The 11,908-nt window shown below is 71.6% G+C and carries 14 protein-coding genes and 1 pseudogene; 12 read left to right on the top strand and 3 right to left on the bottom strand.

What is annotated here, in order from left to right; translation table 11 throughout:
- Positions 1–917 (bottom strand): MFS transporter (locus AB0K09_RS21715; RefSeq protein ID WP_366067029.1); only part of this gene is annotated, 917 nt, incomplete at its 3' end.
- Positions 918–1,056: 139 nt separating this feature from the next.
- Here AB0K09_RS21715 and AB0K09_RS21710 point away from each other — a divergent pair.
- Together AB0K09_RS21710 and AB0K09_RS21705 are read left to right on the top strand one after the other, a co-directional pair.
- On the top strand, positions 1,057–2,184 hold the full coding sequence (locus AB0K09_RS21710) for a ferrochelatase (RefSeq protein WP_366067028.1): 1,128 nt from the start codon (positions 1,057–1,059) through the stop codon (positions 2,182–2,184).
- A 17-nt stretch (positions 2,185–2,201) separates the two neighbouring features.
- Complete coding sequence (locus tag AB0K09_RS21705; protein ID WP_366067030.1) at positions 2,202–3,005, top strand: inositol monophosphatase family protein; 804 nt, start codon at positions 2,202–2,204, stop codon at positions 3,003–3,005.
- Between the two features lie 122 nt (positions 3,006–3,127).
- On the opposite strand, the gene AB0K09_RS21700 is transcribed toward AB0K09_RS21705, so the two are convergent.
- Positions 3,128–3,295 carry a hypothetical protein gene (locus AB0K09_RS21700; RefSeq protein WP_366067027.1) on the bottom strand — a complete coding sequence of 56 codons (168 nt, stop codon included), beginning with the start codon at positions 3,293–3,295 and terminating at the stop codon, positions 3,128–3,130.
- A gap of 311 nt (positions 3,296–3,606) precedes the next feature.
- On the opposite strand from AB0K09_RS21700, the gene AB0K09_RS21695 reads away from it, so the two are divergent.
- From AB0K09_RS21695 to AB0K09_RS21680, 4 genes are all read left to right on the top strand, one after another.
- Complete coding sequence (locus AB0K09_RS21695) at positions 3,607–4,260, top strand: response regulator transcription factor (protein WP_366067026.1); 654 nt, start codon at positions 3,607–3,609, stop codon at positions 4,258–4,260.
- 8 nt (positions 4,261–4,268) lie between these two features.
- The gene (locus tag AB0K09_RS21690) at positions 4,269–5,522 is read left to right on the top strand and encodes a HAMP domain-containing sensor histidine kinase (RefSeq protein WP_366067025.1); all 1,254 of its coding nucleotides are present in this window, start codon (positions 4,269–4,271) and stop codon (positions 5,520–5,522) included.
- A gap of 396 nt (positions 5,523–5,918) precedes the next feature.
- A complete protein-coding gene (locus tag AB0K09_RS21685) occupies positions 5,919–6,215 on the top strand; it encodes a DUF4193 domain-containing protein (RefSeq protein WP_366067024.1) in 297 nt (98 codons plus the stop codon).
- 14 nt (positions 6,216–6,229) lie between these two features.
- The gene (locus AB0K09_RS21680; protein WP_366067023.1) at positions 6,230–7,030 is read left to right on the top strand and encodes a hypothetical protein; all 801 of its coding nucleotides are present in this window, start codon (positions 6,230–6,232) and stop codon (positions 7,028–7,030) included.
- A gap of 10 nt (positions 7,031–7,040) precedes the next feature.
- Here AB0K09_RS21680 and AB0K09_RS21675 read toward each other — a convergent pair whose 3' ends face one another.
- Positions 7,041–7,496 (bottom strand): DUF3093 domain-containing protein, encoded by a 456-nt coding sequence (locus tag AB0K09_RS21675; protein ID WP_366067022.1) that lies wholly within the window; start codon positions 7,494–7,496, stop codon positions 7,041–7,043.
- A 59-nt stretch (positions 7,497–7,555) separates the two neighbouring features.
- Between AB0K09_RS21675 and AB0K09_RS21670 the strand changes: the two genes are divergently transcribed.
- The 6 genes and pseudogenes from AB0K09_RS21670 to AB0K09_RS21645 all read left to right on the top strand — a co-directional run.
- A complete protein-coding gene (locus AB0K09_RS21670) occupies positions 7,556–8,140 on the top strand; it encodes a PaaI family thioesterase (RefSeq protein WP_366067021.1) in 585 nt (194 codons plus the stop codon).
- Positions 8,141–8,638: a dUTP diphosphatase gene (dut, locus tag AB0K09_RS21665; protein ID WP_366067020.1), complete on the top strand. Its 498-nt coding sequence runs from the start codon at positions 8,141–8,143 to the stop codon at positions 8,636–8,638.
- Position 8,639: 1 nt separating this feature from the next.
- Positions 8,640–9,413, top strand: a complete 774-nt coding sequence (locus tag AB0K09_RS21660; RefSeq protein WP_366067019.1) for a DUF3710 domain-containing protein — start codon at positions 8,640–8,642, stop codon at positions 9,411–9,413.
- Positions 9,414–9,709: 296 nt separating this feature from the next.
- Positions 9,710–9,799 (top strand): K(+)-transporting ATPase subunit F, encoded by a 90-nt coding sequence (gene kdpF / locus AB0K09_RS21655; protein WP_043188605.1) that lies wholly within the window; start codon positions 9,710–9,712, stop codon positions 9,797–9,799.
- Between the two features lie 8 nt (positions 9,800–9,807).
- The gene (gene kdpA / locus AB0K09_RS21650) at positions 9,808–11,499 is read left to right on the top strand and encodes a potassium-transporting ATPase subunit KdpA (RefSeq protein ID WP_366067018.1); all 1,692 of its coding nucleotides are present in this window, start codon (positions 9,808–9,810) and stop codon (positions 11,497–11,499) included.
- Positions 11,496–11,908, top strand: a pseudogene (locus AB0K09_RS21645) (potassium-transporting ATPase subunit B); the annotation flags it as partial. The gene kdpA and the pseudogene AB0K09_RS21645, both read left to right, overlap by 4 nt.

Here is an 11,908-nt window from a genome sequence, read left to right as displayed (position 1 = left end):
GCCACGGCCAGGAACGGCAGGCTCCCGACCATTTGGAGCGGGATCATACTCACGGCCATCGCACACACGCCCAGAACCCAGCGACGAGCCGGCTCGCCCTTGAGATGGAGCAGTCCGAAGACGGCGCCGGCCACTCCGGAACCCAGCGCGTAGACCGCGAGGGCGAGGCTGGACGCCGCCTTGTGGCCCTGCTCCTCGGCGAAGGCCACCGTCACCACGTCCACCGCGCCGAAGATCGCACCAGTGGCCACATAGGTCGCCACCAGCACCTGGAGCCCCGGCGAACGCAGCGCGGAGCCACCGCCGTGCGCGCCCTTGGGGTGCGGCGTGGGCTCGGTGGCGCGCTGTGCCGTCAGCCAGAAGACGCCGACCGCCAGGAAGCAGGCCGCCAGCAGCGGACCCGCCTCCGGGAACCAGGCCGTGGACAGGCCGATCGACAGGATCGGCCCGACGATGAAGCACACCTCGTCGATGACCGACTCGGCCGAATAGGCGGTGTGCAGCTCGCGCGGCGAGCCCTCGTAGATCTCCGCCCAGCGGGCCCGCACCATCGACCCCACGCTCGGCACGCAGCCGGCGAGCGCCGTGCAGACGAACATCGTCCAGTCCGGCCACCCCCGCAGGGCGCTGATCAGCAGCAGCGCGACCGCCGTCAGCGCCACCAGCGTCACCGGACGCAGCACCTTGCGCTGCCCGTGCCGGTCGACCAGCCGCGAGACCTGCGGACCCAGCACGGCGGCGGACAGCGCCATCGTGGCGGAGAGCGCCCCGGCCAGCCCGTACCGGCCGGTGAGCTGGGAGACCATCGTGACGATGCCGATGCCCATCATCGACAGCGGCATCCGGCCGAGGAAGCCGGCCACGGAGAAACCCTTGGCGCCGGGGGCGGCGAATATCGCGCTGTAAGGACTGGACAAGGCGGACTCCACCAGAAGGACGAGTGCGGCGGTACGAAACGGGGTAAGGGACGCAGGGCGTTTGTACAGATTACGGGTGGTGCCCGTACGACGCACCGCCATTTCCTGCCTGTCAGTGGGGGGTGGCAGGATCGGACGCATGCCGGATCAGCCAGTCCACGCCCCGTACGACGCCCTGTTGCTGCTCTCCTTCGGAGGACCCGAGGGGCCCGAGGACGTGGTGCCGTTCCTCGAGAACGTCACCCGGGGCCGCGGCATCCCGCGCGAGCGGCTGAAGGAGGTCGGGCAGCACTACTTCCTCTTCGGTGGCGTCAGCCCGATCAACGACCAGAACCGCGAACTGCTGCGCGCCCTGCGCGAGGAGTTCGCCGCCCACGGCATGGACCTGCCGGTCTACTGGGGAAACCGCAACTGGGCGCCCTACCTGACGGACACGCTGCGGCAGCTCGTCGCCGACGGCCACCGCCGCGTGCTCACCCTGGCCACCAGCGCCTACGCCTCGTACTCCGGCTGCCGGCAGTACCGCGAGAACCTCGCCGACGCGCTGGCCGCCCTGCAGGCCGAGGGCCTGCCGCTGCCGCGCGTGGACAAGCTGCGCCACTACTTCAACCACCCCGGCTTCGTCCGGCCCATGGTGGACGCCACGCTGGCCGCGCTCGGCGAGCTGCCCGAGGCGGTGCGGCAGGGCGCGCACCTGGCGTTCACCACGCACTCCATCCCCACGGCCGCCGCGGACACCTCCGGCCCGGCCGGGCAGCACGGGGACGGCGGCGCGTACGTCGCCCAGCACCTGGAGGTCGCCCGGCTCATCGCCGAGGCGGTCCGCGAGCAGACCGGCGTGGAGCGCCCCTGGCGGCTGGTCTACCAGTCCCGCAGCGGCGCCCCGCACATCCCCTGGCTCGAACCGGACATCTGCGAGCACCTGGAGGCCGTGCACGGCGAGGGCGCGTCGGCCGTCGTCATGGTGCCGATCGGCTTCGTCTCGGACCACATGGAGGTCAAGTACGACCTCGACACCGAGGCCGTGGCCAAGGCCGCCGAGCTCGGTCTGCCGGTCGCCCGGGCCGCGACGGTCGGAGCGGACCCACGCTTCGCGGCCGCCGTCCGCGAACTGGTGCTGGAGCGCGCCGCAACCGAGCGCGGCGAGCGGCCCGAGCGCTGCGCGCTGGGTGCCCTCGGCCCCTCGCACGACCTCTGCCCGGCCGGCTGCTGCCCGGCCCGGGCCCTCCGCCCGGCCGCCGCCGGCGCCGACAGCCCCTACGCGTAAGGAGCACCGTGAACGCTGTGACCGACGGCCCGCTGAAGGCCGAACTCCTCGCCGTCGCCCTGGAGGCCGCCGAGCGGGCCGGCGAGCTGCTGCGCGACGGCCGCCCGGCGGACCTCGGCGTGGCCGCCACCAAGACCAGCTCCATCGACGTCGTCACCGAGATGGACATCGCCGCCGAGAAGCTCATCACCGCCTTCCTCGCGGAACGCCGCCCGGAGGACGGGCTGCTGGGCGAGGAGGGCGCGAGCAGCGCGGGCACCAGCGGGGTGCGCTGGGTGATCGACCCCATCGACGGCACCGTCAACTACCTCTACGGGCAGCCGTCCTGGGCGGTGTCGATAGCCGCCGAGCTCGACGGGGAGGCGCTGGTCGGCGTCGTCGCCGCGCCCGTGCGCGGCGAGACCTACCGGGCGGTGCGCGGCGAGGGCGCCTTCGCCGGCGACCGGCGGCTGCGGGTGCGCCCGGCGCCGTCGCTCGACCACGCCCTGATCGGCACGGGCTTCGGCTACCGGGCCGAGCGGCGGGCGGCCCAGGCGGAGGTGCTGCGCTCCCTGCTGCCGGAGGTGCGGGACATCCGCCGGGGCGGCTCGGCGGCCATCGACCTGTGCGACGTGGCCTGCGGCCGGCTGGACGGCTACTACGAGCGGGGACTCAACCCCTGGGACTTCGCGGCCGGCGCGCTCATCGCGCGCGAGGCGGGCGCGCTGACGGGCGGCCGCCCGGGCGAGGCGGCCTCGACCGAACTGACCGTCGCGGCTCCGCCCGGACTCTTCGAACGACTCCAGGGCCGTCTGGAGGAGCTGGGGGCCTGGCGCGACTAGCACCGGCCCGGCGGATCGCCCGCCGCGGCGGCGAGCGGCCGCGACGGGCCGGAACACGGCGAACGCCGGACGGACCGGGGGACCGGTCCGTCCGGCGTCCCTATGGATCGCCGCGGCAGGGGTCAGGCCGCGCTGATGTGCACCCCGTGCTCCGCCGCGAGGCGGTGCAGGTCGTCGAGCTCGGCCTGTTCGACTTCGGCGAGAAAGTCGTCGCCCGTGCGGCGGGCGTGGTCGAGGTCGCTCCGGGTGTTCTCTATGCGCTGCAGGATGCCGGCGGTGAACGCGTCCATGATGTGCGGCTCCCTCGTCGTGGGTGAATGGCACGGGGGTGTGCCTACGGCGAAAAACGATCACGGGTAGGGCGTATCGCGTACGCGGGGGCGTACTGGGAGCGTGATCGCGGGTGTGCAGACGTCTTCCCCACCCTCGTCCGGCGGGAAACCTGCGATCACCGAGCAATCCGGAATCCTCCCCCTTCTCTCCCGCGTCCCTCCACCGGAAACCCCTTACAGCCGGTTTACCGGCGTTCGAGGCAGGATGGAGGGACCCACCACTCTCATCGACCCTGCCCGCAGGGACCCCAAAGGGAAGGACCAGCGCCGTGCGCGTACTCGTCGTCGAGGACGAGCAGCTGCTCGCCGATGCCGTCGCCACCGGACTGCGCCGGGAGGCCATGGCCGTCGACGTCGTGTACGACGGGGCCGCCGCCATCGAGCGCATCGCCGTCAACGACTACGACGTCATCGTCCTCGACCGCGATCTGCCCCTCGTCCACGGCGACGACGTCTGCCGCAAGGTCGTCGAGCTGGGCATTCCCACCCGTGTGCTGATGCTGACCGCCTCCGGCGACGTGAGCGACCGTGTCGAGGGCCTGGAGATCGGCGCCGACGACTACCTCCCCAAGCCGTTCGCCTTCAGCGAGCTGACCGCGCGCGTGCGCGCCCTGGGCCGGCGCACGACCGTCGCCCTGCCGCCCGTCCTGGAGCGGGCCGGCATCAAGCTCGACCCCAACCGCCGCGAGGTCTTCCGCGACGGCCGCGAGGTGCAGCTGGCACCGAAGGAGTTCGCGGTGCTGGAGGTGCTGATGCGCAGCGAGGGCGCCGTGGTGTCGGCGGAGCAGCTGCTGGAGAAGGCCTGGGACGAGAACACCGACCCGTTCACCAACGTCGTGCGGGTCACCGTCATGACGCTGCGCCGCAAGCTCGGCGAGCCGGCGGTCATCGTGACCGTGCCGGGCTCCGGATACCGGATCTGAGCACCGCCATGCCCGAAACGCCCCCCATGCCGGCCGCGCCCCCGGCAGCCCCGCCCAAGCCCGCCTGGGACCCCCGGCAGCCCGTCATAAGGCCCTTCCCCTGGCTGCGCCCGACCATCAGGATCAGGCTGACCCTGCTCTACGGCGGGATGTTCCTGATGGCCGGCGTGCTGCTGCTGACGATCATCTATCTGCTGGCGGCGGACGCGCTGCGCCAGGGCAACGAGCTGCCCTTCCGCATCCTGAACGCGCAGGTGCAGATCACCAGCGACACCTGCCGCGACCTGAGCGGCACCACCAACAGCTCGGACTTCATGCGCGGGCTGGAGCTGTGCACCCAGCATCAGCGCGCCATGGCCCTCGACAGCCTCCTCAAGCGCTCCCTGCTGGCCCTGCTGGGCCTCGCCGTCATCGCCTTCGCCTTCGGCTACGCGATGGCTGGCCGGGTCCTCTCCCCGCTCGGCAAGATCACCAGGACCGCCCGCCGGGTGGCCGGCACGGATCTGTCGCGGCGGATCGAGCTGGGCGGGCCGGACGACGAGCTCAAGGAGCTGTCGGACACCTTCGACGAGATGCTGGACCGGCTGGAGCGCGCGTTCACCGCGCAGCAGCGGTTCGTGGCCAACGCCTCGCACGAGCTGCGCACCCCGCTCGCCATCAACCGGACGCTGCTGGAGGTCCACCTCTCGGATCCCGGGGCCTCGCCGGAGCTCCAGCAGCTCGGCAAGACGCTGCTGGCCACCAATGAGCGCAGCGAGCAGCTCGTAGAGGGTCTGCTGCTGCTCGCCCGCAGCGAGAACGAGATCGTGGACCGCAAGCCGGTGGACCTCGCCGAGGTGGCCTCGCAGGCCATCGACCAGGCCCGTGCCGAGGCGCAGGCCAAGGGCGTGGAACTGCGCGGCACCCGGCAGCCGGCCGTGGTGCAGGGCAACGGCGTGCTGCTGGAGCGGATCGCGCTGAACCTGGTGCAGAACGCGGTGCGCTACAACGTGCCGGACGGCTGGGTCGAGGTGACCACCGAGACGCAGCCGGGCCAGGCGGTGCTGGTGGTGGAGAACACCGGTCCGGTGGTCCCGGCGTACGAGCTGGACAACATCTTCGAGCCGTTCCGCCGGCTGCGCACGGAGCGTACGGGAAGCGACAAGGGCGTGGGCCTCGGGCTGTCCATCGTGCGCTCGGTGGCCCGGGCGCACGGCGGCCGGATCACGGCCGTGCCGCGTGAAGGAGGCGGCCTGGTGATGCGCGTGGTGCTACCGACGTGACCATCTGCGAGAATGGCTCGGCGTGAGGTTCGCTTTGGGCGGAATTCTCATGATCCGACCCGGACGGTGGATCTGTGTGATCGATCACATGGGTCGACTTCCGGCCATCTACTCTCCGTGACCGCAGGACGCGCCGGGAAGCCTGGAAAATGGGGGTTTCCGGGTGTCCTGATCACGGGAAGTACACGGGATGGCGTCGCCGCACCCGGCTTTCCGGTCGGGTACGGTCCCCATCGCCACCCATCCCGATCACCTCTTCAGGTGTGCGGTTGGGTGTCGATTGAGTAACAGACCTTGATGTGAGGCAAAATCTCCGCCTCGGGTCGGGCACAAGTCCGGCCTCCCACGCGTTACGTGCGCTGGAGATACCGCAGACACCCAGAGGGGGAGAGCGACATGGCAACGGACTACGACACCCCACGCAAGACCGACGACGACGTCGACAGCGACAGCCTGGAAGAACTCAAGGCTCGTCGGAACGACAAGTCCACCTCGTCCGTCGACGTCGACGACTTCGAGGCGGCCGAAGGCCTGGAGCTGCCCGGCGCGGACCTCTCCAACGAGGAGCTGTCCGTGCGGGTGCTGCCCCGCCAGGCCGATGAGTTCACGTGCATGAGCTGCTTCCTCGTGCACCACCGCAGCCAGCTGGCCGGTGAGAAGAACGGTCAGCCCATCTGCCGCGACTGCGAGTGAGGCGAGGGTCTGCGATGGCAGGCTCGACCCCGTTCCGCAGGCGGCGCTCCCGGCAGCCCGGCCCGACCACCGGGCCCGCCGGGGAAGCCGCGGGGCAGACCGGCGCCCCCACCGGCGTTCCAGTCCGTGCCGACGTCGACCCCCATGCCGAGCGAGGCCGCAGGGCCTCGCTCGCCGCGGTGGTCGGCCGTGGCGCGGACAACCTCAAGGCGGTCGGCCTGTGGGGCGGTCGCGGTGCGAGGGCGGGCCTGACGGCCGTCGTCGACCGCATCGTCGCGGGCGCGCCCCGCATCCCGGTGCGCGACCTCGCGACCCTGCGCGCGCAGTTCCCCGGCCTCGGCCCGGAGGAGCTCGCCGACAAGCTGGTGGCCGGCGCGGCCGCGGGCAGCTCCACCGTGGGCGCCGGCGTCGGCGCGGCCGCGATGCTGCCCGTACCGCCGGCCCTCCCCGCCGAACTGGCCGCCGAGATCATCGGCGTGGCCGCGGTGGAGTTCAAACTGATCGCCGAGCTGCACGAGGTGTACGGCGTCCCCGCCACCGGCACCACCCGGCAGCGCGCCATGGCCTACCTGGGCGCCTGGGCCCACGAGCGGGGCATCGACGTCACCGCTCCCACCACCGTCAACGCCGCCCTCGGCGGACAGCTCAAGCGGGAACTGCGCCAGCGCATCCTCAAGCGCTCGGTCCGCAACATGCCCAAGGTCGCGCCCTTCATGATCGGCGCCGCCGTCGGAGCCGTGCTCAACCGGCGTGACACCAGGCGGCTGGCCGACAAGATCCGCGCGGACCTCCGCACCCGCCAGGTGGCCTGGTAGACCGCTCCCGCTAGCCCGGCTGCCCGGCTCGTACGGCCTTCAGCGCCGCGGCCAGGCGCTCGGGGGAGCGGGTGGAGAGGTAGACGTACGGCGTCGGGTCCGACGGGTCCGTGACCTCGATCCGCACCGCCGTGGGAACGTAGCCGCGCAGCAGCATGAACGCCCGGGTGTCGGCCTTGTGGGTACGCCAGGCGCGCGCCTCCTCGGCGTCCAGCACCTCGGGCTCGCCCAGCGCCTCGACGGGGATCCGCGCGTCACCGGCGACGAGCGCGCCGCCGACCACCCTGATGCGCACCGAGCCGTACGAGCTGACCGCGACCGCCGCCAGGGCGGCGCCGCCGATCAGTCCGCCGAGCATCGGGAGGGTACCGAGCGGCAGCAGGATCAACGCCAGGGCGACTCCGGTGAGAACCGCGATGAACCACCAGGAACGGGGCGCTGTCAGGCGTTCTTCGTAAGGCTGCATGCGTCCAAGCTTGGCACGGGCGGGACCGGGTGCCGCCGTCGCGGGTAAGGTCAGCCCCTGTGAGTGGACGAACGACAGCGCTGACACCGCCGGCCGACGCCGGGCCGCCGGTGCGGCACCCCGAAGCCCCCGCGCCCGGAGAGATCATCGGGTCGCACTACGAGCACTGCTTCGGCTGCGGCGGCGGTCAGTCGCACGGGCTGCACCTTCAGACGCGCGCCGGTGAGGGCGTGCGCGTCACCGCCGAGTTCCGGGTCCGGGAGGCCCACCAGGGCGCCCCCGGGCTGGCCCACGGCGGCGTGCTGGCCACGGCCCTCGACGAGACGCTCGGCGGGCTCGGCTGGATGCTGCGGACCATCGCGGTGACCGGGCGGCTGGAGACGGACTTCCTGCTGCCCGTGCCGGTGGACACGGTGCTGCACCTCGAGGCCGAGGCCGTCGCGGTGCACGGCCGTAAGATCTACTGCACGGCCACCGGCCGCATCGGCTCGCCCGAGGGGCCCGTCGCGGTCCGCGCGGACGCGATGTTCGTCGAGGTCAAGGTCGACCACTTCATCGAGCACGGCCGGCCCGCCGAGATCCAGGCCGCGCTGTCCGACCCCGACCAGGTGAAGGTCGCGCGAGCTTTCGAGGTGAACCCCTAAATGCGTCAGCCTGTCGACGTGCTCATCCGCCGGGTGGATCCCGAGGTGCCTCTTCCCGCCTACGGTCACCCCGGCGACGCCGGGTGCGACCTGGTCACCACCCAGGCCGCGGAGCTGGCCCCCGGGGAGCGGATGGTGCTGCCCACCGGCATCTCGATCGCCCTGCCCGACGGGTACGCGGCCTTCGTGCACCCCCGCTCGGGGCTCGCCGCCCGGTGCGGGGTCTCCATGGTGAACGCCCCCGGCACCATCGATGCCGGGTACCGTGGAGAGATCAAGGTGATTGTGGTCAATCTGGATCCCCGCGAGAGCGTGCGGTTCGAGAGGTTCGACCGTGTCGCCCAATTGGTTGTTCAGCAGGTCGAGAGGGTCCGCTTCCACGAGGTGGCGGAGCTTCCCGGCTCGGCGCGGGCCGACGGGGGCTTCGGTTCCACCGGCGGCCACGCAGCCGTGGGGAATGGATTCGCTTCGGTCGCCAGCGACCGGGAAGGACAGTGACGTGTTCGGTCGTCGCCGCAAGCGCAGCGAGGACGCCGTCGACCTGGTCGACGACGTGACCTCCGAGGAGTCGGCAGAGGAGTCCGCCGACGAGTCCGCACAGGACACCGCGGCCGAGAGCCGGATCCGGCTGGAGCCGGAGCCGCGCCCGGACGGGCCGTGGGACGTCTCCGAGGTCCGGGAGCCGGCCGAGGGCCGGGTCGACCTCGGCGGGCTGTTCGTGCCCGGTGTCGAGGGCATGGAGCTGCGGGTCGAGGTCGCCGGTGACGCGATCGTCGCCGCGACCGTGGTGCTGCGCGACAGCGCGGTGCAGCTCCAGGCGTTCGCCGCGCCCAAGCGCGAGGGCATCTGGCACGAGGTGCGGAGCGAGATCGCCGACGGCATCACCCAGCAGGGCGGCGTCGTCGAGGAGATCGAGGGTCCGCTCGGCTGGGAGCTGCGGGCGCAGGTGCCCGTGGCGCTCCCGGACGGTACGAACGGTGTGCAGCTGGTGCGCTTCGTGGGCTGTGACGGCCCACGCTGGTTCCTGCGCGGTGTGATCTCCGGGCAGGGCGCCGTGCAGCCGCAGACCGCCGGTCTGCTGGAGCAGATCTTCCGGGACACCGTCGTGGTGCGCGGCCAGTCGCCGATGGCGCCCCGGGACCCGATCGTGCTCAAGCTGCCGGACGACGCCCAGATGGTGGCGGAGGGACTGCAGCAGGAGGACCAGGGCTCGCGCTTCGCCGGCGGTGTGGACCGCCTCCAGCGCGGCCCCGAGATCAGCGAGATCCGCTAGGCCGTACCGCGGCCGGAACTGGCCGTTTCGACTGGGCCGGAACCCGTACACCGGGTTCCGGCCCAGTGGCGTTTCCGCAGGTGGGAGCCGTTCGCGTATGGATGCCGTCAAGGCGGCGCCAATGGCCGTAAGGGAGGCGTCAACACGGGCCGTACCCCCCGGTAACGGATGTTTCCTCTAGAGGTCCGTTCATCCGAACCTCTCTAGGAGCACACGATGGCCGATGTGGCCTTCGTCGTCACCGCCGTCGCCGTTTTCGCGTTGGTGGCTCTCGTCGCCAAGGGGGTGACGAAGCTGTGACCGCCGAGAACATCGTCGGCCTGGTCGTGGCCGTCGCCCTGCTGGGCTACCTGATCCTCGCCCTCGTCTTCCCGGAGAGGTTCTGAGCACCCTTATGAGCCCCGTTCTCTCCGGAGTCCTCCAGCTGACCGCGCTCATAGCGGCGCTGGCCCTGGCCTACCGCCCGCTGGGCGACTACATGGCCGCCGTCTACAGCTCCGGCAAGCACCTCCGAGCCGAGACGTGGATCTACCGCCTCATCGGCGCCGACCCGGACGCCGGGATGCGCTGGCCCGCGTATCTGCGCGGCGTGCTGGCCTTCTCCGCCGCCGGCGTGCTCTTCCTCTACCTGCTCCAGCGGATCCAGGGGGCCCTGCCCGAGCCGCTCTCGCTCGGCTTCCACTCGATCAGCCCGGACCAGGCCTTCAACACCGCCGCGTCGTTCGTCGCCAACACCAACTGGCAGTCGTACTCGGGCGAGCAGTCCATGGGCCACGCCGTCCAGACGCTCGGCCTCGCGGTGCAGAACTTCGTCTCCGCCGCCGTCGGCATCGCCGTCGCCGTCGCCCTCGTCCGGGGCTTCGCGCGGTCCCGCACCGGCGAGCTCGGCAACTTCTGGGCCGACCTGGTGCGCGGCACCGTCCGGATCCTGCTGCCGCTGTCCGTCGTCGGCGCGCTGATCCTCGTCGCCTGCGGCGCCATCCAGAACTTCGCCGGCATCCACGACATCGGGCAGCTCACCGGTGGCACCCAGCAGGTGAACGGCGGCGCGGTGGCCTCGCAGGAGGTCATCAAGGAGCTCGGCACCAACGGCGGCGGCTACTTCAACGCCAACTCCGCCCACCCGTTCGAGAATCCGAACGCCTTCACCAACCTCTTCGAGATCTTTCTGATCCTCGTCATCCCGTTCGCGCTGACCCGCACGTTCGGCAAGATGGTCGGCAACGTCAAGCAGGGTTACGCGATCCTCGCCGCGATGGGCGTCATCTGGCTCGGCTTCACCGCGCTGATGATGTGGACCGAATACGCCCACCACGGCGCGGCGCTCCAGGCGGCGGGCGGCGCGATGGAGGGCAAGGAGCAGCGCTTCGGCGTCGGCGCGTCCGCGATCTTCGCGACCACGACGACCCTCACCTCCACCGGCGCGGTGGACTCCTTCCACTCCTCCTTCACCGGCCTCGGCGGCGGCATCGCCCTGCTCTCCATGATGCTCGGCGAGATCGCCCCCGGCGGCACCGGCTCCGGCCTCTACGGCATGCTCGTCATGGCCGTCATCGCGGTCTTCATCGCGGGCCTGATGGTCGGCCGGACGCCCGAGTACCTCGGCAAGAAGATCGGCACCCCCGAGATCAAGCTCGCCGCGTGCTACATCCTCATCACTCCGACGCTCGTGCTCGGCTTCACGGCCGTCTCCATGGTGATGGCGACGCCGCCGGACTCGATCCTCAACACCGCCGGCAACTCCGTGCACTCCAGCGGCGCCCACGGCTTCTCCGAGGTCCTCTACGCCTTCACCTCCGGCGCCAACAACAACGGCTCCGCCTTCGCGGGCCTGAACGCCGACACGCAGTGGTACAACACCTCGATCGGCCTGGCCATGCTGCTCGGCCGCTTCCTCCCGATGGTCTTCGTCCTGGCGCTGGCCGGCTCGCTCGCCGAGCAGCAGCCCGTGCCCGAGACCGCGGGCACCCTGCGCACCGAGAAGCCGCTCTTCGCCGGCCTGCTCGTGGGCGCGATCGTCATCATCACCGGCCTGACCTACTTCCCGGCCCTGGCCCTTGGCCCGCTGGCGGAGGGACTCTCATGAGCACCACCACCCCTGTCCGTACCGCGCCGGAGGACCCCCAGGAAACGCCCGCGCACGGCGCCGAGGCGCCCGGGCGCGTCTCCGGCGGCCTCTTCGACCCGGCCCAGCTGGTCAGGTCGCTGCCGGACGCCTTCCGCAAGCTCGACCCCCGGGTGATGGTCAAGTCCCCGGTGATGTTCGTGGTCGAGGTCGGCTCGGTGGTGACCACCGCGCTGGCCCTGAAGGACCCGGGCGACTGGTTCGGCTGGGCGATCACGGTCTGGCTGTGGCTGACCGTCGTCTTCGCCAACCTCGCGGAGGCCGTCGCCGAGGGCCGGGGCAAGGCCCAGGCCGACACCCTCCGCAAGGCCAAGACCGACACGGTCGCGCGCCGGCTGAACGGCACCGCCGAGGAGTCGGTGCCCGGCAA

Origin of the sequence: Streptomyces sp. NPDC049577 (assembly GCF_040675635.1) — a bacterium.
In the GTDB taxonomy this organism is placed as follows: domain Bacteria; phylum Actinomycetota; class Actinomycetes; order Streptomycetales; family Streptomycetaceae; genus Streptomyces.
This window is presented reverse-complemented; position numbering and strand designations above follow the sequence as displayed.

What these genes read in the sequence shown, in the direction of transcription:
- AB0K09_RS21685 (WP_366067024.1), top strand. Translation starts at nt 5,919, where the DNA reads ATGGCAACGGACTACGACACCCCACGCAAGACCGACGACGACGTCGAC.
- dut (WP_366067020.1), top strand. Translation starts at nt 8,141, where the DNA reads ATGCGTCAGCCTGTCGACGTGCTCATCCGCCGGGTGGATCCCGAGGTG.
- AB0K09_RS21675 (WP_366067022.1), bottom strand. Translation starts at nt 7,496, where the DNA reads ATGCAGCCTTACGAAGAACGCCTGACAGCGCCCCGTTCCTGGTGGTTC.
- AB0K09_RS21700 (WP_366067027.1), bottom strand. Translation starts at nt 3,295, where the DNA reads ATGGACGCGTTCACCGCCGGCATCCTGCAGCGCATAGAGAACACCCGG.
- AB0K09_RS21710 (WP_366067028.1), top strand. Translation starts at nt 1,057, where the DNA reads ATGCCGGATCAGCCAGTCCACGCCCCGTACGACGCCCTGTTGCTGCTC.
- kdpA (WP_366067018.1), top strand. Translation starts at nt 9,808, where the DNA reads ATGAGCCCCGTTCTCTCCGGAGTCCTCCAGCTGACCGCGCTCATAGCG.
- AB0K09_RS21680 (WP_366067023.1), top strand. Translation starts at nt 6,230, where the DNA reads ATGGCAGGCTCGACCCCGTTCCGCAGGCGGCGCTCCCGGCAGCCCGGC.
- AB0K09_RS21690 (WP_366067025.1), top strand. Translation starts at nt 4,269, where the DNA reads ATGCCCGAAACGCCCCCCATGCCGGCCGCGCCCCCGGCAGCCCCGCCC.